At 42.9% G+C, this 25,876-nt stretch carries 24 protein-coding genes; 21 read left to right on the top strand and 3 right to left on the bottom strand.

Translation table 11 applies throughout. The annotated features are described in order from the left end of the window. Positions 1–101: 101 nt before the first annotated feature. The 15 genes from fmt (at position 102) to JMX93_RS13375 (ending at position 15,896) form a co-directional block, all read left to right on the top strand. Entirely contained in the window at positions 102–1,181 is a 1,080-nt protein-coding gene (gene fmt, locus JMX93_RS13445) for a methionyl-tRNA formyltransferase (RefSeq protein WP_499205020.1), read from the top strand. Positions 1,182–1,295: 114 nt separating this feature from the next. Beyond that, a complete protein-coding gene (locus tag JMX93_RS13440) occupies positions 1,296–2,834 on the top strand; it encodes a transcription antitermination factor NusB (protein WP_499205017.1) in 1,539 nt (512 codons plus the stop codon). Between the two features lie 41 nt (positions 2,835–2,875). Continuing rightward, entirely contained in the window at positions 2,876–4,297 is a 1,422-nt protein-coding gene (thrC, locus tag JMX93_RS13435) for a threonine synthase (protein ID WP_443518628.1), read from the top strand. 369 nt (positions 4,298–4,666) lie between these two features. Further along, entirely contained in the window at positions 4,667–5,764 is a 1,098-nt protein-coding gene (locus JMX93_RS13430; protein WP_227685766.1) for a LysM peptidoglycan-binding domain-containing protein, read from the top strand. Positions 5,765–5,826: 62 nt separating this feature from the next. Beyond that, positions 5,827–7,071 carry a DNA-processing protein DprA gene (gene dprA, locus JMX93_RS13425; RefSeq protein ID WP_499205016.1) on the top strand — a complete coding sequence of 415 codons (1,245 nt, stop codon included), beginning with the start codon at positions 5,827–5,829 and terminating at the stop codon, positions 7,069–7,071. 172 nt (positions 7,072–7,243) lie between these two features. Next, positions 7,244–7,873, top strand: a complete 630-nt coding sequence (locus JMX93_RS13420) for an L-threonylcarbamoyladenylate synthase (protein ID WP_499205015.1) — start codon at positions 7,244–7,246, stop codon at positions 7,871–7,873. A gap of 122 nt (positions 7,874–7,995) precedes the next feature. After that, a complete protein-coding gene (locus JMX93_RS13415; RefSeq protein WP_193011594.1) occupies positions 7,996–8,514 on the top strand; it encodes a GbsR/MarR family transcriptional regulator in 519 nt (172 codons plus the stop codon). 156 nt (positions 8,515–8,670) lie between these two features. Continuing rightward, complete coding sequence (locus JMX93_RS13410) at positions 8,671–9,621, top strand: fatty acid desaturase family protein (protein WP_193011596.1); 951 nt, start codon at positions 8,671–8,673, stop codon at positions 9,619–9,621. A gap of 117 nt (positions 9,622–9,738) precedes the next feature. Continuing rightward, positions 9,739–10,239: a hypothetical protein gene (locus JMX93_RS13405; RefSeq protein ID WP_499205014.1), complete on the top strand. Its 501-nt coding sequence runs from the start codon at positions 9,739–9,741 to the stop codon at positions 10,237–10,239. A gap of 32 nt (positions 10,240–10,271) precedes the next feature. After that, positions 10,272–11,243: a TIGR01777 family oxidoreductase gene (locus tag JMX93_RS13400; RefSeq protein ID WP_499205013.1), complete on the top strand. Its 972-nt coding sequence runs from the start codon at positions 10,272–10,274 to the stop codon at positions 11,241–11,243. A gap of 85 nt (positions 11,244–11,328) precedes the next feature. Continuing rightward, positions 11,329–11,787, top strand: a complete 459-nt coding sequence (locus tag JMX93_RS13395) for a hypothetical protein (protein ID WP_499205012.1) — start codon at positions 11,329–11,331, stop codon at positions 11,785–11,787. A 128-nt stretch (positions 11,788–11,915) separates the two neighbouring features. After that, positions 11,916–12,773 carry a fatty acid desaturase family protein gene (locus JMX93_RS13390; RefSeq protein ID WP_198333414.1) on the top strand — a complete coding sequence of 286 codons (858 nt, stop codon included), beginning with the start codon at positions 11,916–11,918 and terminating at the stop codon, positions 12,771–12,773. A gap of 131 nt (positions 12,774–12,904) precedes the next feature. Continuing rightward, positions 12,905–13,366, top strand: coding sequence for a thiol-disulfide oxidoreductase DCC family protein (locus JMX93_RS13385; protein WP_198333415.1), 462 nt, complete (start codon positions 12,905–12,907; stop codon positions 13,364–13,366). 187 nt (positions 13,367–13,553) lie between these two features. Further along, positions 13,554–14,588 (top strand): metallophosphoesterase, encoded by a 1,035-nt coding sequence (locus JMX93_RS13380; protein WP_499205011.1) that lies wholly within the window; start codon positions 13,554–13,556, stop codon positions 14,586–14,588. A gap of 156 nt (positions 14,589–14,744) precedes the next feature. Beyond that, positions 14,745–15,896, top strand: a complete 1,152-nt coding sequence (locus JMX93_RS13375; protein WP_499205010.1) for a metallophosphoesterase — start codon at positions 14,745–14,747, stop codon at positions 15,894–15,896. A 36-nt stretch (positions 15,897–15,932) separates the two neighbouring features. Here the strand turns inward: JMX93_RS13375 and JMX93_RS13370 are convergent, their stop codons facing one another. Then, positions 15,933–17,348, bottom strand: a complete 1,416-nt coding sequence (locus tag JMX93_RS13370) for an alpha/beta hydrolase (RefSeq protein ID WP_499205009.1) — start codon at positions 17,346–17,348, stop codon at positions 15,933–15,935. Positions 17,349–17,805: 457 nt separating this feature from the next. Between JMX93_RS13370 and grpE the strand changes: the two genes are divergently transcribed. Both grpE and dnaK read left to right on the top strand, forming a co-directional pair. Further along, a complete protein-coding gene (grpE, locus tag JMX93_RS13365; protein WP_193011610.1) occupies positions 17,806–18,405 on the top strand; it encodes a nucleotide exchange factor GrpE in 600 nt (199 codons plus the stop codon). Between the two features lie 192 nt (positions 18,406–18,597). Further along, positions 18,598–20,535 carry a molecular chaperone DnaK gene (gene dnaK / locus JMX93_RS13360; protein ID WP_198333419.1) on the top strand — a complete coding sequence of 646 codons (1,938 nt, stop codon included), beginning with the start codon at positions 18,598–18,600 and terminating at the stop codon, positions 20,533–20,535. A 113-nt stretch (positions 20,536–20,648) separates the two neighbouring features. Here dnaK and JMX93_RS13355 read toward each other — a convergent pair whose 3' ends face one another. After that, positions 20,649–21,458, bottom strand: coding sequence for a methyltransferase domain-containing protein (locus JMX93_RS13355; RefSeq protein ID WP_499205008.1), 810 nt, complete (start codon positions 21,456–21,458; stop codon positions 20,649–20,651). A 71-nt stretch (positions 21,459–21,529) separates the two neighbouring features. Further along, positions 21,530–22,768, bottom strand: a complete 1,239-nt coding sequence (locus JMX93_RS13350) for an 8-amino-7-oxononanoate synthase (protein WP_499205007.1) — start codon at positions 22,766–22,768, stop codon at positions 21,530–21,532. Positions 22,769–23,075: 307 nt separating this feature from the next. Here JMX93_RS13350 and JMX93_RS13345 point away from each other — a divergent pair, with 307 nt between their 5' ends. The 4 genes from JMX93_RS13345 (at position 23,076) to JMX93_RS13330 (ending at position 25,840) form a co-directional block, all read left to right on the top strand. Then, complete coding sequence (locus JMX93_RS13345; protein ID WP_193011614.1) at positions 23,076–23,618, top strand: porin family protein; 543 nt, start codon at positions 23,076–23,078, stop codon at positions 23,616–23,618. A gap of 115 nt (positions 23,619–23,733) precedes the next feature. After that, positions 23,734–24,276, top strand: coding sequence for a porin family protein (locus JMX93_RS13340; RefSeq protein ID WP_193011614.1), 543 nt, complete (start codon positions 23,734–23,736; stop codon positions 24,274–24,276). A gap of 190 nt (positions 24,277–24,466) precedes the next feature. Further along, positions 24,467–24,964, top strand: a complete 498-nt coding sequence (locus JMX93_RS13335; RefSeq protein ID WP_193011615.1) for an NfeD family protein — start codon at positions 24,467–24,469, stop codon at positions 24,962–24,964. Positions 24,965–24,979: 15 nt separating this feature from the next. After that, positions 24,980–25,840 (top strand): SPFH domain-containing protein, encoded by an 861-nt coding sequence (locus JMX93_RS13330; protein ID WP_193011616.1) that lies wholly within the window; start codon positions 24,980–24,982, stop codon positions 25,838–25,840. Positions 25,841–25,876: the final 36 nt, after the last annotated feature.

Genomic DNA, 25,876 nt, shown 5'->3' with positions numbered 1-25,876 from the left:
TTACAACCATGGCACAACATCGCAAACTCACCTATAATGAGCCAATCAACCCTATATAATGCCTGTTTATGACTACAATTGCTTCTGCCTCCGATTTATCCATGCTGCCTACAACAAACAATCGCTCATCTAATAGGCGCTTAAGGGTTGTGTTTGCTGGCACTCCTGAGTTTGCCGCCGTTAGCCTTAAGGCGCTTATCAACCAACAGGAAGCGCTAAATATAGAAATCGTCGCTGTATATACACAGCCTGATCGTAAAGCAGGGCGGGGTCAAAAACTATCGGCCTCTGCGGTAAAGCAAGTCGCATTGGCGCATGATATTGCGGTTGAGCAACCTCTCACCTTTAAAAAGTCTAGTAGCGAAGGTATGGCGGCGCGCCAGACTCTACGTAGTTATCAGCCAGATGTGATGATTGTTGCAGCTTATGGTCTGATATTACCGATTGGCGTATTGACCACGCCTACGTATGGTTGTCTAAATATTCATGCGTCATTACTACCACGCTGGCGCGGTGCAGCACCTATTCACCGTGCGTTATTGGCTGGTGATAGCGAGACAGGTATCACTATCATGCAGATGGATAAAGGCTTAGATACGGGCGATATGCTCTATAAGGTCAGTGCTCCTATTGAAGCTAATGATACGGCTGCCAGCCTACATGATAAGATGGCTGAGCTTGGCGCGACCGCCATTGTTACCGTGCTAAAAGACTTGGCTCATTATCAAGCGCAGGCTGTACCTCAAGACGACAGTCAAGCCAATTATGCCGAAAAACTGGTCAAAACTGAAGGCGAAATCGACTGGACACAATCCGCTACTGAAATTGAGCGACAAATTCGTGGGCTGACGCCATGGCCAGGTGCCTATACTTTTTTGGCAGGGCAGCGCGTCAAAATTCTAGCCAGTTTGTCTGTGAATCCGTCGCAGCAAACCAATCAGCCTGCTGGCACGGTCATCAGCGTTGGACGCAAAGCGATATTGGTAGCTTGTGGTAAGGATGCTGATACCAAACAAGCTGATACTAAACTAGATAGTAAAGTAGAAAGTCTTGAGCCATCAGCCAGTACTTTAGCCATTACCGAATTGCAGTTTGCTGGTGGTAAGCCGATGACAGCCGAGCAAATCTGTCATGGCAACCAATTAAATGATGGCGATCAGTTCACGACTGATTCGAAATAACGCCCACCAAATTAATACAGTTTCACCTCGTTTATTTTAATATTTTTAATTTGATACCAAATAATCCAACTTTTATCAGACGTTATCGATCATACGTCAAGGAAATTCAATTTAATGAGAAGCACTGCGCCAAGAAACAATAAGCTCAAACCGTCAAGCAACCTTATCATGAATGGTAGCGTCCGCGTCCGCGTGATTCGCACTTTACTGGCCATTCAAAATGGTCAGTCGCTTGCAAGTGTCCTTGACCCGTTACTAAACAGTCTACATGATGGTGATAAAGGTTTTGCTCATGCGCTATTATTAACGACATTGCGCCAGTGGTATGCGTTAGCGCGTTTGCTCGATACTTTAGCGGATAACCCTATTGATGAGGTTGAAGTTCGTACCACGATTCAAGTGGGATTAGTGCAGTTACTATACTTAGAAGTGGCTGACCATGCGGCGATTCATGAAACGGTTGAAGCGGCAAAAGAGATTGATTTTGCTCATTCGACTGGTTTGGTGAATGCTATTTTGCGTAAAGTTGCTAAAAACCCTAGCAAATTCCGTAAGAAGTGCGATAAAAAGCATAGCTTACCGAATTGGCTCGCTTATCAGCTTAAGCAAGACTGGAGCGAGCAGTATGATGAGCTAACCAAAGGTTTACGCCAACCAGCACCAATGTTTTTACGGGTGAATTCGGCGGTTAGCTCAGTAGAGGACTATCAGCATGCATTGGATGGGGCAGAGATTGAAGCAGATATCGTTGAGCTAAAAAGTGGTTTTAATCTACTTGATTCATCAGATAAAGCTCCATCAATAGCGTTATCAACCAAAGGTCTTAGACTACATCAAAGCACTGCCGTTAACGCTTTGCCTGATTTTGCTGTTGGGGCTTCTAGTGTACAAGACATGCATGCCCAGCTTGCCGCACCGATTATTCATACTGCCTTGATGAATAAAGTAAGCACTGATAAGTCGACTGAGTTGCATATCTTAGATGCTTGCGCTGCACCTGGTGGTAAATTGGCGCATTGGTTAGAGCTCATAAGCTCTAATGACCAATCACCGTTGTTTCACGTGAAACAAAACGATGAAGCGGCGCCAGTGATTACCGACATCAAAGTAACTGCTATCGATAATGAAGCACCGCGTATTGAGCGTATTCATGAAAATTTACAGCGCTTAAATTTAAGTCAGCACGATTTGAAGCAAGCAGAGAAAAATATCGCACTTAATATCGTCTGTGCAGATGCAACCACATGGCAAGGGGCGGGTAAGAAAAAGAGCAAGCTCGTGTTTGACGCTATATTACTAGACTCACCTTGTACGGCAACAGGCGTGATTCGTCGTCATCCTGACATCAGTATTTTGCGTACTGAAGAAGACATCGAGCAAACGGCATTGCTACAAGCCGATATCTTGCATAACCTATGGCCACAGCTTAAAGTTGGTGGTTATCTGTTATATGTTACTTGCTCTATCCTAAAGCAAGAGAACGTCGAGCAGATGCAGGATTTCATGACTCACTACAACAATGTAGCAGCCATTGAATTTAACGACGATTGCAATTGGGGTATCGAACAAGCGATTGGTCGCCAGTGCTTGCCAATTGATAGCGAGAGCGGCGATGGTTTCTATTATGCCTTGCTGCACAAAACTGCTGAATAAACTGTTTTAATTAATCATCTCATTATAGACAGGACAATCTAATGAAATATATCAGTACCCGTGGTCAGACAGCACCGATGGATTTTAGTGATGTGCTTTTGATGGGTCTTGCGCCGGACGGTGGTTTGATGCTGCCTGAGCATTATCCAAATATCGATAATGCAACGCTTGATGAATGGCGCACGCTTAGTTATCCGCAGCTAGCGATGGCGATTATGCAACGCTTTGCCACTGATATTCCTATGGCTGATTTGCAAGACATCATTGAGCGTACTTATACTGCTGAGGTATTTGGCTCTGATGAGATTGTTCCTGTCCGTAAGCTTGAAGATAATATATATATTTTAGGGTTATCAAATGGTCCAACGCTAGCATTTAAAGACGTTGCCATGCAGTTCTTGGGTAATGCTTTTGAATATGTGCTCAAGAAGAAAGACGCGCGTATTACTATCATTGGCGCGACCAGTGGTGATACAGGTAGTGCGGCAGAGTATGCACTGCGTGGCAAAGAAAATATCGAAGTCTTTATGCTGTCACCGCATGGCAAAATGAGTGAATTCCAGCGCGCGCAAATGTACAGCCTGACCGATGATAACATCCATAATATCGCCATCGACGGCATGTTTGATGATTGCCAAGACATCGTTAAAGCGCTACAGCAAGATGCTGAGTTCAAAGCGGCTTATAATCTAGGGACAGTAAACTCTATCAACTGGGGTCGAATCCTAGCGCAGATTGTTTATTACTTTAAAGCCTATTTTGCAGTCACTACAAGCAACGATGAAAAAGTCAGTTTTAGCGTGCCATCAGGTAACTTTGGTAATATTTGTGCTGGTCACATCGCCCGTGAAATGGGTCTGCCAGTTGAGCGTTTGATTGTCGCAACCAACGAAAACGATGTACTAAACGACTTCTTTAACCAAGGTGCCTATCAGCCACGTCCGACTGAAAAGACTTATGTGACTTCAAGCCCTTCAATGGATATCTCAAAAGCCTCTAACTTTGAGCGTTTCGTTTATTTATTGCTCGACAAAGACAGTGCCCGTGTTCATGAGTTGTTTGAAGGGGTGAAATCTGGTCAAGGTTTTGATTTGTCTGACCTAATGGAGGCGGTCAACACTCGCTACGGTTTTGCTGCGGGTAAATCTACCCATAGCGACCGCCTGCAAACCATCAAAACACTTTATGAGCAGCATGGAGAGCTAGTTGATCCACACACCGCTGACGGTATCAAAGTCGCCAAAGAATTACAGCGCGAAGGTGAAGTGATTGTTTGTGCGGAGACGGCATTGCCCGTTAAATTTGCTGATACGATCATCGAAGCGATTGGATCGATAGAAATTGCACGTCCTGCTCACACCGAAGGCTTAGAAGCGTTACCACAACATGTGGTGGTACTAGATAACAACGCTGAACTGGTCGCTGAGCAAATCCGGCAGCATGTAACACCAAATCCAGCATAAATCAGAGTGGCTTTTAACGCTTATTTTCATAAGAAACTATGTAGTTCATAAGAAACTCCATAAACAGTATTTATATAAAAGTTACGCCATTGTAATAAAGTGTTTATGATTGTGTTATGGTAGATATAATTGTAATATTAGAAACAGCGTCGGCGACTCATCATTTTGCTAGACGCTTTTTTAGTAATCACACCAGCCAATTACACTGAACAGCTGCCCTATAGGCGTCATAGTAGCCGTACTGTCGAGTCCTTTTACGACCCTCATTGCTTGTCATTATTTTAATGACATTCAGGGATTAAGGTTAAGTGATAGGTCTAAATAGTATGAATTGTGGCGATAACAGTGGTACATATTGTGGATATAACAATGAAGATGAGCTTAAAAATGATAGCAAAAGCACTGTTAATCACGACATTTAGTAGTGCCATGCTAATGAGTGCTGCCCACGCTAACAATCCACCACCAGCCATCAAAGCGGATGCACCCAATCGCTATATCGTCAAAAAAGGCGATACGTTGTGGGACATCTCAGGACGTTATTTAGACAGTCCGTGGCGCTGGAAAGAGATTTGGGCAACCAATAAGCAAATCAAAAACCCCAATCTTATTTATCCTAATGACATTCTTATCTTATGCGTGATTCAAGGTAAAACCTTGATTGGTGTTGATACTGGCGAAGGTTGTGCTGGGGTTGAAAAGCAATTAACAGGCAAAGTGGTATCTAGCACGGTCACAGTCACTTCAACAGCCAATAGTATTCCACCGCTTCCGTGGTCTGCTATACAACACTGGTTAGATAAAACCGTCATCGTTAATCCACAAGATTTTAATACCACGCCTTATATATTGGCCTCTAAAAAAGGCAATTTGATTACTGCCAGTGGCGATAAAGTGTATGCCAAAGGTGTGCCACTGATCGTCGGTCAGCGTTATGGTATCTACCGTGAAGGAGAGCTATATGTTGAGCCAAAAACCCAAGAAGTTATCGGTTTAGAAGTCACGCAAGTTGCGACTGGTTTGGTTACTTCGACAGAAACCAACGGCGTTAGCAGTTTGCAGCTTACCGACAGTTATGACAAAGAAGTGCGTGAAGGTGATCGCGTATTCGTTGAGTTGAATAACTCTATTCCGCCCGTCTTTTATCCAGCCCCTGCAACTGTGAGTCGTGGTGGTATGATTGTCCGCGTCATGGACTCAATCAGCTCGGCGGCGAAGGGTAGTGTCGTTGCTATCAACTTAGGTAGTACCCATGGGGCTAAGCCTGGTGATGTATTGACTGTGTATCAAAAAGGGGCTTTGATCCGCGATACTAAAGACAATGACACGCCAGTACGTTTACCAAATGAGCCAAGCGGTATGGTCATGGTATTCAATACTTTCGATAATATTAGCTATGCTTATGTGCTTGATTCAGAGCTACCATTAAACGTCGGCGACCAGCTGTTACCACCTCCATATCTATAAGTGAGCATCATGCGTATTTTTGGACAAAATACGCTAACTTAGCCTATACGAGCCAGATGATTATGACGGCAGTTATTTCTTCTTTATCAGACAAGCAGCGCGCAGTACTGGCGCTGTGGACTGAGGTGAATGCATCATTATCTGCTTATCATAAGCTCATTACTTCTTTTGGCACGGCAGAGCTTGCTTGGTATGCTAAAGTAGATGCGTGGCGGCAATTGGGTATTCATCATACCCATCTTGCCCGTCATGAACAGCCAGAGCAAACGCAAGCCAGTATTGATAAAATTCAGCAAGCGCTCATCGAAGGACGCTACGGTCTGCTATTTTCTGACCAGCCTGATTATCCCGTACAGCTCTCGCAAATCTATGACCCACCGCCTGTATTATTTTACCGAGGCAATAAAGCTCGCTTGCACCAGGCACAAGTCGCTATTGTTGGCAGCCGAAAACCCACCGCCCATGCCCAAAAAATCACCTTTGATATCGCGCAATATTTGGCGCAAGCTGGTTATATCATTACCAGCGGTCTTGCCATGGGTGTCGATAAGCGAGCACATCTAGGCGCGTTAGCACAGGCGGATGCTGAATATCAAGGTCGAACAATTGGGGTGATGGGTACAGGTATTGAGGTCAACTATCCCAATCATCATGATAAATTGTTTGCCCAGATAATTGAGCAAGGCGGCTGTATTATTAGTGAGCTGTTGCCGCATACATTGCCACATAAGCATACGTTCCCACGGCGCAATCGTTTGGTTGCTGGGTTGAGCTTAGCAACGATTGTGACAGAGGCGACCATTCAGAGTGGTTCGCTGATTACCGCGCGTTTAACTTCGGAGCAGGGTAAGCAAGTTTTTGCAATTCCAAGTCATATTGATAATAGCAATGCTGAAGGCTGTCATTACTTGATACGTGAAGGCGCGACCTTAATTTATCATCCCCAGCAAGTGCTCGACGATGTAAATAGTCAGTTGGATTATGATAATAATAGCTATCGACCAGCAGAACAGACAGTCAGTACTAATCATAAGCCATCGCATAGTATCCAGTCTTCTAATACTGCAGAAATAGCTCTTGCTACAGCGAGCCAACCAATACCGTCTAATATAAAGTCTCCTAGGAGCGCTATCGTCGTACCAGAGCATTTAACGCTTGTGTATGAGCAGCTTGATTGGCACGGGCAGGATTTAGATGCGCTGATTATCGCTACCAAACTTACCACACCGCAGTTGATTGGACAGTTAATGGAGCTTGAATTACTAGGCATCATTAGCGTGCAAGGCGGACGTTATTTGCGCGTCTAAAACTATACTTTTTACCGCTTTAGGTTTTTTATATAGCCATTTATAAATGGTTGACCACCGTACAAGCTCGGTGTCTTTTAATAAGGTAGCATTAAACTTCGCTGCCCTAGTTTTACTTAGTCTTGTGTTATGATAAAGGCTTAAATTTTTACCTTTTTGAAGTCTTCAAGCCATGAAAAAACGCACATCCTTCACTACTGATTCTGTTATTCAAGCTGCCAAGTGGCTTAAAGAAGGACAGCTACTTGCTTATCCCACCGAAAGCGTTTGGGGTATTGGTTGTGACGCTTATGACGAAGCAGCCGTTCAACGTATTTTATCCATCAAACAGCGTCCACAAGCCAAAGGCATGATCGTCATTACTGACAGCGCTGAGCGTTTAATGCCGTTACTAGAGTCTTTAGAAGAAGGTCAGCGCCAACAAATCATCAAGAGTTGGCAGGCAGATAGTGACAATGTAGAGCTACAAGGTAAGCAAGCCCATACATGGCTATTGCCTATCCCGCAGACACTTGAAACGACTATCCCTACTTGGATCACGGGGCAGCATCAAACAGTGGCGGTTAGAGTCATTGCCCATCCTATAATTCGTCAATTGTGCCAACAGTTGGTCGACGTTCAAAACCCATTTGGGCTATTGGTTTCCACAAGCTGTAATCCATCAGGACAACCGCCTGCTATGACTTTCACTGATGCGTATGGGTATTTTGGCGAGCAAATCAGCTACTTGCAGGCTGAAACATTAGACTATACTTTACCGAGCCAAATTCGTGACGCAACCACGGGTTTAGTTATTCGTTAGCGCATAACCTTCAACCAAACGATGAATATTACTTCTTAATTTCACTGTTGACAGAAATAAAAGAATAGCGCAAGATAAGTCAATAAATAACCAAAACTTATAAAATAGAGTGCAGATTAATCATGAAACTGAATCCTGTGACCGAAAAATTTATCTTACATTGGGGTGAAATGGGCTCGCAGTGGGGCGTCAATCGCACCATGTCACAGATTCACGCGTTATTATTTATCATTGGTAAGCCGCTAAATGCTGAAGAAATCACCGAAACACTTGGCGTCGCGCGCTCTAATGTCTCAAACAGTATTAAAGAATTACAGCACTGGGGCTTGGTACAAAAGGTCTCGATATTAGGTGATCGTCGTGACCACTTTACGACCAATACTGATGTTTGGGAGTTGGCACGTATTATCGTTGTAGAGCGTCAGAAGCGTGAGCTTGAGCCCACAGTGCAGTTCTTACAGGAGCTGATGAACAGTCCTGAATTTGAACATGAAAATAATGAGGTAAAGTCACGTATTCGTGATACCCAAGAATTCGTTAGTACCCTAACCACATGGTCATCTGAGATGCTTAAATTACCCACAAGCATCCTCAAAAAAGTCCTCAAGTTGGGCGCTAGTATCAAAAAGGTTTTACGTTAATAGTAAGCTATGTGATTTAAAATAAAAAATTTGAGATGTAGTTTCTGTTTTGACAGAAATATATGTAATAGATATAAAAGCCAGCTAAGTGTAAGTGATACAAGTTTCAGTAAAAATAGCAGCAACAAAAATAGCAACGACAAATGGATGTGTAAAATGACAGTCAACCAAACACACGCTAATAAAGAGCAAGCCATTAAAAAGGCTATCGCTGCAGTCGAGTGGCAAGACTTGCGCCAGTTAACGCGCGGTCAAATCGCTTATAACGTTATTTTGCCTTATCCATTTTTGTTGTTGTCTTGGTGGTTTGCCAGCCAATCTTGGTATGTCTTAGCATGCGGTGCTTCCTATTTATTCTTTGCTGCTGCTTTCCGCCAAGCCCATGATGGCTATCATCATAGCTTAGGGGCGGGAAAACGCACGACCACCGCCATATTACTGTTGCTTAGCGTGCTATTGATGACCAGTTTGCACAGCATTCGAGCCACTCACATGGCGCATCATCGAGACCCATTGGGCGACAATGATATTGAAGGCAGTCTAGCAAAAGTGTCATGGTGGCAAGCGATGCTCGGCGGGATAACTTATCGGCTCGATATTTATCGTCAAGGACTGCATCTAAGCAGCCGTCGCAATCAAAACCTAGCTTGGCTAGAGTTTGCTTTGATTGGTTCAGTCGTCATAGTTACCCTTATATTGACCGCCTTTACTATTGCTACCCTCGCGATATTAGCGCAAGTGTTGATATATCATATACTGACCATGATGTTAGCTAATGCCAGTGTCGGTATCATTGCTGTGTGGGGCGTGCACCACGATTGTGATGAGACAATCGCTCGCACCGAGCGTAATCAACTGGTCAACTTATTGACATTCAATTTACTCTATCACGTAGAGCACCATCTGTTTCCTGCTGTGCCATCCAATCATTTACCAGCGCTTGCCAAGCGTTTAGATGCGGCAGTGCCACACTTAACCAAGAAGCGGGTATTGCCAACAATGGCTGACATTATGGAATGTATTAATAATCGTTGGAACAAATTGAAAAATAACTCTCACCATAATCACGATGAGAATGACTGTCCTATTCGTAAACGTTTTGTCTAATAAGCAGGCTAAATAAAACCAAGATACTTATCCACCAATTATCCACAGTAATTTCATTGGCGTTGCCAATGCCGTATTTATACTCAATTAACGACGAATGTTAATAGGATAAATATCATGAAAACGAATAATAATGTAGGTGCTTACCCTTACTTATCAGTGATTATTTTGTTTGCAGGGCTTGGTAGCGTGGCAGGTGGGGTGATTGCAGAGCTGGCTTTATTATTTATTTTTAGGGATGCAGATTTTGCGCAAATTGGTTACCAACCATTACTCTATGTCGGTCTACTTGGTTTTATTCCGGCTTTATTAACCGGCATTATCGTCGCTTATAAGCATATATGGCGTAGTGATCATAAGAGTAGAAGCACGACATTTTTTATTGGGTTTATAACCTCAGCAGGTTATATGGGTGCCATTGTCTTATATTTAGGCATCAACTCCTGGATAGAGGTGGGCGTGTTACTGGCCTTTATGATTGGCGTAGGATTATTTGGCGCTACTAACTCAGTTATCGCCAGCTGCATTGCTTTACCAAAAGCATGTAAAAGTCGTTTTGATATCAGCACTAAAAAAGCAGACGATAACTATAACGATTTAAGGTTTACTGAAAGATGACAATGATAATTAATGTATATAGGGAGTAGGACATGAATATTTTAATCAGTGGCGGCTCAGGATTTTTGGGCAGTGCATTTAGCAATGAAATCATGGCGCGTTACCGTGTACAGGATAGAGCGCTACATGTTACTTGGCTGACGCGTGATAGTAGTCAGGTGCATCCGAATGATATTGAAATGATGACTTATGATGAGTTGGCGAGTTCGGATAGAAGCTTTGATGTTATTTTAAATTTAGCAGGGGCGGGTATCGCTGATTCGCGCTGGAGTGATGCGCGTAAAGAGCAATTGCTCGCCAGCCGTATCAAACCTACCGAGTCCTTATTGGCATTTATTAAGCACACCAGTATTAAGCCCAAGCTAATGGTTAGCGGCTCAGCGATTGGCTGGTATGGCGCACAAGGCGATAAACCCCTTACCGAAAGCAGTGGTTTTGAAACTGATTTTGCTCATCAATTATGTCATGAATGGGAGCAACTAGCGCTCAAAGCCACTGAACATGGTGTGCCCGTGGCTATCGTGCGCACTGGGGTGGTTATCCATCCTGATGGCGGTATGCTCGGTAAATTATTAACGCCATTTAAAATGGGTGTCGGTGGACAATTGGGTGATGGCAAACAAATCATGAGTTGGATCAGTCGTGAAGACTGGGTGGGGGCGGTGATATTTATCATTGAGCAGCACCTTGCTGGTTATACGGAAAGTCAGGCCACACAGGATAATTTATTAAAAAAGGTAATGGAAAATGATACGCCAGCGCTAGTCTATAACCTAACGGCACCCAATCCTGTGACCAATCATACTTTTACCAAAACACTTGGGGCGTGGTTACACCGTCCAACCTTTTTTACCTTACCAAGTTTTTTACTTAAGTTGATGTTTGGTGAGATGTCGACACTATTGATTGATGGTCAAAACGTATTGCCACAAGCATTACAGGACGCAAGTTATGATTTTAAACAGCCAACACTGAAGCAGGCGTTAGAAGAGCAGAAGTCATAGATACTTATGAAGATTGTTTCATGTGAAACGTAATTTTTTATTATCGTATGCTTTGTTTCATGTGAAACCTAAAAAAGGGTTTTTTATGAGTAAAGTTGATAGCAACGCTACAATTACTGTACCCAGCTATCCTAGAGGTAAGGTGATAGAAGCCTATGGGTTATTGGGCGGGGTGGTAGGAGGTTTAATCCTCTTTTTTTATATAGCGATAGGAATGTCGATAGATATTGGCATTCCACTGCGAGATTCACTACCCTTCGTCAAAATGGCCCCAGCATTTATCCTAGTAGGTTTTTTCGGAGGTTTACTACCAGCGTTATTAACAGGTTATATCGTATCTAAGTTCAAAATATATTTTAATTCGGTAGCGAAGGTTTTTCCCTTATTTATAATAGGGTTTATGAGCACGTTTTTATTCGTAGTGTGGTTCATGATAGGGGATGACTCTGTAAATTCTTCTATGACAAGTGATATTTTATTTTGCTGTAATGGAGGTGTCAGCGCTATCATCACAGGATGGTTCGTATTACCTAAGCAAAAATAATAACCACAGATAAAATTTATCTAGTTATTTCACTTTTGACAGAAATAAAGTAAATAAAACCAGCCAATTAAATTAAGTGGTCGCGCCAGTAAGACAGCTACTACTTATCACTAAATAAGGAGAACATCGTGCGTCATCCTTCGTTAGCCAATATTGAATGGCAAGATTTGCGTCAGCTTCGTCTTAGCGAGACTGTTTATAATATTTTTTTATCTTTACCTTTTTTATTATTATCATGGTGGAGCGCGTGGCAAGGATGGTGGTTACTTGCACTTGTGGCGACTTTTTTCTTTTTTACTGCCGCACTTAGACAAGCGCATGATTGTTATCATCGAACGTTGGGAGTAGGGAGGCTCGCTACTGAGCTCATGCTGTTTTTTCTCAGTATCACGATGCTTTGTAGCACACATGCTATTAGGCACACACATCTCAATCATCACCGAGATCCGCTTGGAGATAGTGATGTTGAGGGTAATTGGGCTCGCCTGCCGTGGTATCAGGCGATATTGGGAGGCGGAATTTTTTCAATGGCGATTCAGTGGTTCGGCTTGACGCATGGTAGCCGCCGTAATCGTATTCTCGTTGCCTTTGATATGCTGCTTATTTTTGCAGTGATTGCCATCGCTTTTATCACGATGCATCCAATATTGATGTATCACGTATTGGTAATGATATTGGCCAATACGATGGTGGGGTTTTTTGCAGTATGGAGCGTCCATCATGGTTGTGATGACGTGGTATATGCTCGCAGTGAGCGTCATCCACTGATTAATTTACTGACCTTTAACTTACTCTATCATATAGAGCATCATCTATTTCCAGCGGTGCCGACCAATCATTTACCTAAGCTTGCCAAGCGTTTAGATGCCGCCGCCCCGCAGTGGACGCAGCAGCCAGTAATCCCTCTTTTAGCCCCAGCCAATCAATATCAACCATCTGGGGTGACCGAAAAATCCAGTGTCCATTCGCATCACTTTGATATTTAGTTATAGTCGGTTCAATATAATTTGGATACAAGGAAGGCGAGCGAAAGTACTACAAATAGTAGACCAAGCGAGCCTGACACCGTATCTGATTTATATAGAATTGACTATATCACTCAGAAAGGAGTCGTAAGATGATTATTCAAAATCATATCAACAGCTATAGAGAGCAAGCGCATTTATCCATCACTATGTACTACGATGATGCTTGCGTCATATGCAGCACCGAGGCGCACAATATGAAAATGCGTCAGCCTGAGAAGATACGCTTAGTTCCTGTAGAGGAGGGGCTAGATGAGTTGGCAGTTGCAGGTTTTAGCCGTGAGGATGCGATGACTTATATGTGTATGAAAGACAGCTATGGCAATTGGTACACACATATGGATGCTGTACGGCTGCTCTACAGGACAGGCAGTGTTAAATGGTCACCGTTGTTGTTTTTGCCAGTAGTCAAACAACTTGGCGACTTTGTGTATCCGTACGTCGCGCGCAATCGCTATAGAATTCCGAACTGGGTGACCAAACTGGTTTATGGCAAAGCAGTGATGCAAGCTTGTGAAAATGGTGTCTGTAAAATAGCGCCAGACAAGCGGTAAATCGTCCTTACTGTTCACTATTTAGTTTTGCGATAACAGCACCTTAGAAGAAAATCATATGAAGTTTTCGTGGAAAAAAAGACGCTATATTCAGAGCATTAAATTTTTCACGTAAGATAGCGTTATCTTTATCTGAGCAGACTTGATTATGGGTTTCTTCATTGTTTTCAATCAGTTGCTAGCTGTTATGACCAGCATGCTTCTTTGGTGGTTAATAAAGCCAAAAACTACTTTTGCTAAAGTTGCGCTGATAGCTACTGTCTTTATTATTAATAATAGTGCTCTTATTTATGGTTTGACTGAGTTTTGGGGTGAGCGCTTTCAGGTCTATCTGGTCGTTAGTATTTTGCAAAGTTTTATGCTTTATGCTGGTTTGATCACCGCTGCGGTAGCGCTACTAGCTTATCCGCTCTTTAAACGAAAATCTCGTCCAATTTTCATTCGCGCGCTAGCTGTCACGACTTATATAGCCATTGTTAGCTTAGCAATATTTAACGCTTACTCACCCGTCGTATATCGTTTTACAGTTACTATAGATAAGCCGCTGGCTAAACCAATGGACATAGCGCTTGTCTCTGATACGCATCTGGGTAGGTGGTTTGGTAATCGACAGATAAAAAAAATGGTGAGCCTCATCGATGCGCAGCATCCTGATGTAGTGGTTATCGCTGGTGACATTATGAATGACAACACCATTGCTTACGATAATACGAATATGCATGAACAATTATCAAAGCTAAAGGCACCGCTTGGCGTCTATGCGACTTTAGGCAATCACGATTATTTCGGTTATGACCAACAGATCACACAGGCGGTGGAAGAAGCCGGTATTAAAGCCCTTGATAATGAGAGTGTGCTATTAGATGACTCAGTATGGCTGGTGGGACGCTCTGATGATATGGATCGTACCAGACTGTCAGTGGATGAGTTATTGACGCAAGTAGAGACAGATAAACCAATTATATTTTTGGAACATCGTCCTAGCGCTATGGATGAGGTGAGCGTCCTGCCAGTTGATGTGCATCTGTCTGGTCATACCCATGGCGGGCAGATTTTTCCGTTAACGATATTGATGGATTGGTTGACACCGTTAAACTACGGCAGCAAAAAAATAGCCGAGACACAGTTTTTGGTGACCTCTGGCTATGGCATTGGTCCAGTACCGTTTAGACTTGGTACGCGTTCTGAGATTTGGATAATTACGTTACAATCTGGATCATAAGTCATTTAGATAAATAATGTCATACCTACGATAAAGCCTCTACCATATCTAAATGGTAGAGGCTTTTATTTGCTGTTAGGCTTATTAATAGATGCTTTGCTCGTATTGTCAGCTGACGATATATTGCATGGTTGCCATCATACTCAAGGATTCTTCATGCGTTATACGTTTTTTATCACCATCTTTGTGCTATTGCAGCTCTTTAGTGTCGGCGCTGCTCTAAGCGTGCAATGGTGGTTACAGCCTTGGCAAACAGCAAATTTGCAAACTTGCGTATGGATCATCATATTCGTGATTACCAACGGTTTGCTGCTACTCAGTGTCAATAGAGCATTTGCCAATAGCTATCGATGGATCAGTGGCTGGATGTTAGTCATGCACTTTATACTATTGACCACCTTAGTTACCAGCCTATTTTATGGTGGATATTGGTTATTTCTGTCACTAGCTGGTGAAGTACCTAATGTATCTGCTACCGTCGATTTTGGATTGCGCATATTGGCATTGGCAGTATTTATTGGATTATTTGTTTATGCCTTATATAGTGCTTATGTGCCTGTGGTACGTGAGTTATCTATTGATATTGATAAGCCTTTGGCTAAGCCGTTACGTATTGCGGTCGCCAGTGATTTGCATATAGGGCGATTGTTTGGCAGCGGGGCAATAGATAGGCTGCATCATCTTATTGTAAAAAATACAGCCGACATCTTGCTGATGCCAGGCGATATTATGGATGATAATACGCAAGCATTTGCTGATTATAATATGGCAGAAAACTTGGCTGAGTTATGCAAAAGCTTGCCGTATGGTGTTTATGCAACGCTGGGCAACCATGATTTGTATGGTCACGAACAACCCATCAGCCAAGCGCTCAGTGATGCAGGTGTACAGTTATTAAATGATGAAGTACTCAGTATCGAGCATAAAGGTCAACCAATCTGGCTGGTTGGGCGTTTTGATAACCATAAAAGGCAGCGGGTAGCCACAACCGATCTCCTAGCCCAAATTGATACCACACAGCCAGTGATACTGCTAGATCATAGGCCAAGTGATATTACTGAGCACAGTCAAATGCCGATTGATTTACAGCTTTCAGGGCATACCCATAACGGTCAGATATTCCCCGCTAACTTTATTGTCAGTGCCATCAATCGCTTGGGTTATGGCTATGAAATCATCAATGACAGTCACTTTGTGGTGTCATCTGGTTACGGCTTTTGGGGTATCCCATTTCGCTTGGGTTCGCGCTCAGAGATTTGGCTAATTACCGTCACGGGTCATAGTTCGGGTAGCCATTCTAGTAAATGACACCGATGTAGATAACTAATTATGATAGATATCCAATTATGCTGCTAATAAAGCCTGCGTACTGATGATGTCACGTACAAAATGCGCAAAGCCATCGATAATGTTGCTTGTATCTTGTCCAATACCCTGATGAATACTCATAAAATGAATAAAACCATGCGGCGCACCGAGAATGGTATGAGTCTCGACTGCTATACCATGAATCTTTAATTGCTTTGCATAAGCAAAGGCTTCATCACGTAATACGTCTAATTCTGCAGCGACAATGTAAGTAGGGCATACTTTGCTATTGTCACCAAGCATTGGACAGTTAAGGATATGCTGGCGTGGCAAAGGACTGTTATCTAAACAAGCCGCATCAAATACTGCCACATCGGCATGATCTAATAGCAGGCCTTCACCATACAACTCCCAACTTGGATAATCCGTTTCGATATCAGTCACAGGATATAAAGGCATTTGCGCAAGCGGCTTTGGTAAGCGCTCTAAGAAATCGAACATTCTTTGACCTGCAATGCCTAAATCTGACCATGCGGCTTGCGAGGGTGCAGTAAGTTGTTGGGCAATCAAGGTAGACAATCCGCCGCCAGCACTGTCGCCTGCTAGCACAATTCGTGAGGGTGAAGCGCCTAGGGTGTGGCAATGCTCAGCTAGCCAAGCGTAAGCAGTGATACAGTCTTTTAGTGCGGCTGGTGCTGGATGCTCAGGCGCTAAGCGATAATCAACGCTGACGACTGGCCAGCTGGTTTGTGCGCAGACAGCATGGCAGAACTCATGATGGGTGTTGATATCACCAATACAGAATCCACCACCATGAAAATATAACAGTACGGTCTCATCAGAAACGGTCTCATCAGGATTATGAATATCACTTTTTTTTAATCCTAGGCCGTGAGAGCTAGCGTCTGCTTGATAACAGCGAATGGTCATATCGCCATCATCAGCATTGGTAATCACTTTGTCTTCCCAGTGGACAGGCTTCTCATTTTGTTTTGTAAAGCGTTTCATATTGCCGATGATAGTATCATTTGCTTGCTGCCATACGTGCGGCGCTTGCATGGCCACAGCGTCAGCGGCGAATCTTTCACGCAGCTCATGCATTGGTGTCAGCTCAAGAGGTGTTTTAAGCTTGCTATTCACAGCAAGTATCAGACGCAGATGAGCGTTGGCGTGCAGATATTGTTTCGACGTCGGTCCTTTCAAATAACCAATCAATTTCTCTAATATCGGCGTTGGCAGATAGCCTATTCCTTTCATGGCATAGTGCAGAGTATGCGGCTGACAGTTAGTCATCAGGTTGTAGCTGCGCATCTTTTGTTTGAGAGTCAAGCTCTCCTGTTGAGCGTCGTTTCCCTTTATCTCATGATCTCTACAATTTGTTGACGCAAGTTTCATCGTCATCAGCGCTTTATTCAATAGCGCGTTGATGGATAACACGGTTGATTTAGTCATAACACTTCTCGTTAATGATTGTCAGTATGAGCCTGCCTTCCGATGTGAGTGATACTGTTTTGTGAGTGATACTGTTTGTAGCAACAATAGAGTAATCAAGAATAAAGGTGAGTATTTTTTAGTAATAGCTTATGTAGCAACGGTAATTTTTGGAGAACAAATACTACTTTCTTGTAGCTTTTGTTAATGACTATTTATACCCATTGACAGCATATAAGACTCAGTTTTGAGCGCTTTAATGCAGATTTAGGCAGCATTTGTTGTAAATTAGAAAAATTCCTATGGCTTAGGCTTGAAATTTGCCTCCACCACCTTTATCAAGCAACTAGTAAAGCGTATTAATAAAAACAATGAGTAAGACTGATTAACTATTTGATAAGAGCACAGTATCACTAGCAAATAGTGCGTTTGTTGCCTCTTATATCAATCGTCATTATTAAAATTCTAAGGAGCCATCATGAGCGAGAAAAATACCAACCACGAATCCCCTGAGCAAAATGTGGCGCATGACAATATTGAACACAGTGACAGTATTTTAGAAGAAACCATGAAAGAGTTTGATCCACAACACAACTCAGGTGAAGAAATGACTATCGAAAATGAAATCGATCTTGACACCTTTAAAGCCCGCATCGCTGAGCTAGAAGGTGAGGTGAAGGAAGCTAAAGAAGGTACCGCTCGTGCCAATGCCGAAGCTTACAATGCACAAAAACGCATGGAGCAAGAGGCGGATAAGAGCAAAAAATTTGCGCTACAGAAATTTGCCAGAGAGTTGTTAGAGATCGTTGATAACTTAGAGCGTGCTATCGAAAACGCTGATGCCAATGATCCAGTCGCTGAAGGCGTGCAATTGACGCATAAAGCATTATTAGCAGTATTGCATAAAAACGGTATAGAAGTGGTCGACCCGCAAGGCGAGAAATTCAACGCGGATCTTCATGAAGCAGTGGGTATTGATGCAGAGGCGGAAGCTGATACTGTTGGTACTGTATTACAAAAAGGCTATAGCTTGAACGGTCGTTTATTACGCCCAGCCATGGTGCGTGTGGGACAGTAATATCAAAAACTGGATTTTTAGTGTACTAAACCCCAATATAACTAAGGGTTTTCACAAAAAGTCACATGAAAGACAGTTTTTGCATGATTATTGACTTGAAAAAATTCATAAGTAAACCGATATATATAGCAACAAGAGATCAACTACGGTCTGGATAGACAAATATTTAAAATAAATCAGGAGTAAATAATTATGGGTAAAGTAATTGGTATTGATTTAGGTACGACTAACTCGTGTGTCGCAGTAATGGAAGGTGACAAAGTCAAGGTCATCGAAAATGCTGAAGGTACTCGTACAACACCATCGATCGTCGCTTATAAAAATGACGAAATTCTGGTTGGTCAGTCGGCCAAGCGTCAAGCGGTCACCAATCCAAACAATACATTGTTTGCGATTAAGCGTTTGATTGGTCGTCGTTTTGATGACAAAGTCGTGCAAAAAGACATCGGTATGGTGCCTTACAAAATCGCCAAAGCAGATAACGGTGATGCATGGGTAGAAATTAACGGTAAAAAATTGGCGCCACCACAGGTTTCTGCTGAAATCTTGAAAAAAATGAAAAAAACAGCAGAAGACTATCTTGGTGAACCAGTTACGGAAGCAGTGGTAACAGTACCTGCTTACTTTAATGATTCACAGCGTCAGGCAACAAAAGACGCGGGTAAAATTGCTGGTCTTGATGTGAAACGTATCATCAACGAACCAACGGCCGCTGCTCTTGCTTATGGTATGGATAAAAAGCAAGGCGATAGCACGGTTGCTGTTTATGACTTAGGTGGTGGTACTTTTGACGTATCAATCATCGAAATCGCTGATGTTGATGGCGAGCAGCAGTTCGAAGTACTAGCAACCAATGGTGATACATTCCTTGGTGGTGAAGACTTTGACTCAGCTTTGATTGATTATTTGGTTGATGAGTTCAAAAAAGACCAAGATGTTAATCTAAAAGGTGATTCGCTTGCGATGCAGCGCCTAAAAGAAGCGGCAGAAAAAGCAAAAATTGAGTTATCAAGTGCTCAAAGCACTGAAGTGAACTTGCCTTATATTACTGCGGACAGCAATGGTCCTAAGCATTTAGTAGTCACTATCAGTCGCTCGAAACTTGAGAGCTTAACTGAGGATTTGGTACAACGTACGATGGGTCCTTGTAAGATTGCGCTTGAAGATGCTGGTATTAAAATTGGTGACATCGATGATGTTATCTTAGTTGGTGGTCAGACTCGTATGCCACTGGTACAGCAAAAAGTGCAAGAGTTCTTCGGTCAGGAACCACGTAAAGATGTGAACCCTGATGAAGCAGTAGCGGCAGGGGCTGCGATTCAAGGTGCAGTATTGTCTGGTGATAAAACTGACGTACTATTGCTTGATGTAACGCCACTAACGCTTGGTATTGAAACGATGGGTGGTGTAATGACGCCAATCATTGAGAAAAACACCATGATTCCGACTAAGAAATCACAGGTATTCTCAACGGCTGAAGACAACCAACCAGCAGTAACCATTCAGGTTTATCAAGGTGAGCGTAAAATTGCTAACCAAAATAAACAGCTTGGTCGTTTTGATTTGACGGACATTCCACCAGCACCACGTGGTCTACCGCAAATCGAAGTTACTTTTGACATCAACGCTGACGGTATCATGAACATCTCAGCGAAAGACAAAGGTACTGGTAAAGCACAAAGCATCCAGATTAAAGCAGATTCAGGCTTGTCGGATGAAGAAGTCGAACAAATGGTTCGTGATGCAGAGGCCAATGCTGCTGAAGATGAGAAATTCGCTAACTTAGCGCAAGTTCGTAACGAAGCAGATGGTCGCATCCATGCGGTACAAAAAGCGTTAAAAGAAGCGGGAGATAAGGTGACTGATGAAGAAAAATCAACAGTAGAAACCGCTATCTCTGATCTTGAAGCAGTGATTAAAGAAGATGATCATGATGACATCAAAGCTAAGCTTGAAGCGTTAGATAATGCCTTCTTGCCAGTTAGTCAGAAGATTTATGCTGATGCAGGCGCTGAAGGTATGGATCCAAGCCAGTTCCAACAAGGCGCGGATAATGCAGCAGATAGCAACCAAGCTGATGATGACGTCGTTGATGCTGAGTTTACTGAAGTAGACGAAGACAAAAAATAAGACTGCTCATAGGCACATAAGTAGTTAAGTGATAAAACGCACCCTTCGGGGTGCGTTTTTTTATGGCTATTATTTATAAGAGCTATCCTACCTACCACTCCTATATGTTGTTTTCACTGTTTAAATGCATTCACTATAAGTACTTCGTAAGTCAAATGAACGATAGGCTGCCCAGCGTCATCTTGCGCTGAAAAATGTTGCCAATAATCTGACTCAAACTGTTGCAAGCGTGCCTTGGTCCACATAAAGGGTGGGGTATTACTGGTGTTTACTTGCGTCCGATTGGTCGATACGCCCGTCAATTTCATATGCTTTAGGATAGCGTAGGGACTGGCAAACGGTAATTCAAAACGCTGAGTGGACAGTTCAATTATCTCAAAGCCAGCACTGACCAGTGCCAATTGCCACTCGTCTATATCTGGATAATAGAGCCCTTGACCAGTCAAACGCCTAATTTGCCAAAAATTATTTGGCGTAAAAGTATTAAACAGCAGTTGACCTCCAGTTTGTAAGCGGCGTGCTGATTGCGCAACAAAACTTAAGGGGTTATCAAACCACTGCACTGCATTGGCACTGATTATCAAGCTATGTTCACCCTCAAAGTCCATCGTCTCAGCATCGCCAATCGCTATGTCAGCATTTGGTACTATGGATTGTAAAGTCGCAGCTTGTTCAGCGCATAATTCATTGATCAGCCAATATTGACTTTGAATATGTGCTGCTAGTAGGCGTGTCATTTGACCAGTTCCTGCACCGACTTCAAGTACACTGTCGTGTTTAGTATGGGCAAGGTTGTCTAGCAAATATTGGCAGACTTGCTGTTGAATATTGGCTTGCTGATCATAGTCACTGGCATTGGCAAAATGACGAGCGATGGTTTGTTTTCTGGCGCTAAAGTTATTAGGCGTGGCGAGTGTTTTCATACGGTTTATTATATCCAAGTGAGCCAGTTAGCAATCGATAGTAGCGCTGATGTTCCTATGAGATAACAGCGTTATAATTGTCTTATCAATTGTTCGCAGTCTTCATTTGTCAGCTTGGCATTCATGACTAAACGAATACGTGCCGTGTTTGCTGGCACAGTAGGTGGCCTGATAGGCAGCGCGTAAAAACCTGCTGCTTGCAACTGTTGCGCTTTAGCAAGAGTGCTGGCGTTATCCCCCAACACGTAAGGCACAATGGGCGATTCGTAGCTTGGATGTTGGATGGTCTGGGTTTGGGAAACACGGTGTCGTATGTCGATGGCTTGACTTAGCTTGGTCGACAAGTGCGCTAAATGTGCACGTTGGTCATTTAGCGTTGGCATTTTTGCTAAAATAAATCGCGTCCATGCGTGATTGATAGGTGGTAATGCCGTACTAAAAATTAGCGGGCGCATGCGGTTAATCAGCCATTGTTTGACAACATCATCGCACATAATATAAGCACCCACTGAGGCAAAGGCTTTACCAAAAGTACCGACTAAATAGTCAATATCAGCCAATGTCTGTGTTTCTTCCGCTAGTCCCAAGCCTGTATCACCTAACACACCAATGGCATGAGCCTCATCGACATACAGTTCAATACGAGCATCGCTAGCTTTTAATTGTACCAGTTGACATAAGTCCGCACGATCACCATCCATACTAAAGATACTCTCAGTGACAATGATGATGCGCTCAATGTCTGGCGCTGCTTGCTCAATAAACGTAGCCAAATGCTCATAATCATTGTGACGATAACGGCGATAGCTGACAATCTTGCTTTGGCTCAGACGCATACCATCGATAATGCTGGCATGTACTAGCTTATCAGCCAAGATAAGCGTTTTGACTGGCAACGCTGTGAGGGCTGGCAATATACCAAGATTGGCATGATAGCCGCTATTCAACACCAACACCGATTTTGAGTCAGAGATATCTTGTTTGCCTACAGCGGTTTGATACCATTCCTGTAACTCAGACTCTAGCGCTTGGAGCTGTGCATCATTCCCAGTGAGCAAGCGTGAGGACGTCGCACTCATCTTAGGCATTTGTGCGTCTGATAACTGTGTTAGTTGACTGAGAAATTCGTTTTGCAGTTCAGTGTCGCCGCCCAAGCCAAGATAATCGTTGCTGGCGATATTGAGTAATGTTTTGCCTTCGCTAATAACGTATTGCCCATGATGTTGAAGATTGGGTAATTGACGATATTGTTGGGTTGCTTTGAGTGCTGTAAGCGCTTCTTGCAAACGGCTAGTTATGCGTCCAGTCATTATTTTTACCTTAAAATATTTGGCATCTATTATTGCTTTAGGCTTATTTCTGCTAGAAAGACGGTGAAATGAGTAAGGATTATTGCATAAACTTCATGGTTGTAACAAAAGATTTCATATCTTTGCCTTTGTAACCCAAGCACTGATAAATACTTGCAAATCTTAACTCTCATACCATCAAACACTGACAGACTGCTTGAAATAGTTTGTTACTATATACCCATCGTTAGCAAACAAGGCGATAGGGCTATAAAAGCTGATATAACTAGATAACTTGTTTGTCCAAATTGATTTTAAGGAGCTAATAATGAAAACACTACAAAAAACGCTACTTGCACTAGCAGCCGGTTCTTTATTAAGCATGGGTGCACAAGCTGCCGTATCTTATGGCAACGGCTACACTGGTCAGCCATATGTTGGTGTAAAAGTCGGTCAGTTTGACCTAGATGTAAACGGTGCTGATAAGCCAACAGCTTATGGTGTTTATGGTGGTTACAATTTTGATCCTAACTTTGGTATCGAAGCGGAATACGTAGGTTCAGATGATGCTGATTACTACAATGGAGACATCGATGCCAAGAGCTATGGCGCGTACGGTACTTATCGTTATCAGTTCCCAAATACAGCGCTATACGCCAAAGGTAAGCTAGGTGTTGCTAAGACTGAAATCGAAGGTAACTATCTCGTCGAAGACTCTAACAGAAAAACCATCTCTAAAGATGATACTAGTCTTGCAGGTGGTGTAGGTCTTGGTTACTCAGTTAACCCGAACTTCAGTGTTGAAGCTGAATACGACATGCTAGGCAGTGACGCAGATCTGATGACTGTTGGTGCTCAGCTAAAATTCTAAAGTTAAAATAGATGATTAGTCAGCTAAACAAATGAGCAAGGGTGTAGTCAATAACCTTTTCTTACACAGATACTTTATAGATAAACAATTAAAGATATAACCCTAGGGGAATACTATGAAAACACTACAAAAAACGCTACTTGCACTAGCAGCCGGTTCTTTATTAAGCATGGGTGCACAAGCTGCCGTATCTTATGGCAACGGCTACACTGGTCAGCCATATGTTGGTGTAAAAGTCGGTCAGTTTGACCTAGATGTAAACGGTGCTGATAAGCCAACAGCTTATGGTGTTTATGGTGGTTACAATTTTGATCCTAACTTTGGTATCGAAGCAGAATACGTAGGTTCAGATGATGCTGATTACTACAATGGTGACATCGATGCCAAGAGCTATGGCGCGTACGGTACTTATCGTTATCAGTTCCCAAATACAGCGCTATACGCCAAAGGTAAGCTAGGTGTTGCTAAGACTGAAATCGAAGGTAACTATCTCGTCGAAGACTCTAACAGAAAAACCATCTCTAAAGATGATACTAGTCTTGCTGGTGGTGTAGGTCTTGGTTACTCAGTTAACCCGAACTTCAGTGTTGAAGCTGAATACGACATGCTAGGCAGCGACGCAGATCTGATGACTGTTGGCGCTCAGCTAAAATTCTAAGTCCTCGGTTAGTAGTATAATAAGTAAAAAACGCACCCTTCGAGGTGCGTTTTTTTTCTTTAAATTTTCCTAACTTTCCCCTAAAGTTGTTTAAGGCACGTATGTGATACATTGATGATTTTTAAGAAATTATTAACATCAAAAATGTGCTACATTAAAAGTTAGAATGACAAAGATAGGGAATACAGCGATGATGGAGACTCTTTGGATGATTGAACCTTGGCACTGGTTAGTATTAGGCTTTATATTGCTGATCATTGAGATGTTTGTGCCGACATTCGCCAGCCTTTGGTTCGGCGCTGCTGCCATCATCGTTGCTGCGCTTTCGTGGCTATTGCCTATTTCTGTCTCTTTGCAAATTATTATTTGGTTGGTGCTTTCTGCCATATTCTTGCTGGCATGGTTTAAGTTTATCAAACCTTTATCGGTAGATCGTACCAAGGCTGGGTTGGGCGGTAGTATTATCGTCGGCGAGACGGGTATGATTATCGTGCCGCCACAGCCAGATAGAGCGGGTACGGTTAGATTCAGTGTGCCTATTGTTGGTGCAACGGAGTGGATGTGCCGTACTAAAGGTGAGCAGGTGGCAGTCGGCGATCGAGTAGTGGTGACCGATATCGTTGGTAATGAGCTGATCGTGAGCAGTATGAAATCGCAGGCAGCGATTAATAAAGATATGCAATTATAATAATAGGGATGAATTATGGAAAGCTTCAGCATTGTCATGGTGGTTTTGGTTGCACTGGTTGTCTTTACGGTTTTCAAAGGCGTTCGAATCGTGCCACAAGGCTATAAGTGGGTGGTGCAGCGATTGGGCAAATATAGTCAAACGCTAGAACCTGGTCTAAACCTTATTATTCCTTTCGTTGATGATGTCGCTTATAAAGTGACGACCAAAGACATCGTCCTTGATATTCCATCACAAGAGGTTATTACGCGAGACAACGTTGTTATTATCGCCAATGCTGTGGCTTATATTAATATCGTGCGTCCTGATAAGGCGGTCTATGGTATCGAAGATTATGAATACGGTATTCGTAATTTAGTGCAGACGTCACTACGTTCAATCATTGGTGAAATGGACTTAGATAGTGCATTGTCTAGCCGTGATGAAATTAAAACTAAACTAAAGCATGCGATATCAGAAGATATTGCGGATTGGGGCATCACATTAAAGACAGTAGAAATTCAAGATATTAACCCTTCGCAAACCATGCAAGCGTCAATGGAAGAGCAAGCAGCAGCAGAGCGTCTACGTCGGGCGACAGTGACCCGCGCTGATGGGCAAAAGCAGGCTGCTATCTTAGAAGCTGATGGTCGCTTAGAAGCCTCACGCCGTGATGCTGAAGCGCAGGTAGTACTGGCAAAAGGATCAGAGGAGTCTATTCGTCTGATTACCGCGGCCATGGGTAAAGAAGAGATGCCCATTGTCTACTTACTCGGTGAGCAATATATCAAATCGATTCGTCAGTTAGCCGAATCTGACAACGCAAAAATGGTGGTGCTACCTGCTGATATCCTAAGTACGATAAAGGGTATGGTAGGTGATAAGCTTAAAGTTTAATCAGTAATAAAAATTTTAATCGGTAAAATTTTGATG

It is taken from the genome of Psychrobacter muriicola 2pS (assembly GCF_904846535.1).
Classification (GTDB): domain Bacteria; phylum Pseudomonadota; class Gammaproteobacteria; order Pseudomonadales; family Moraxellaceae; genus Psychrobacter; species Psychrobacter aquimaris.
The sequence above is the reverse complement of the archived record's forward strand: the minus strand, read 5'-3'. Positions and strand labels throughout refer to the sequence as shown.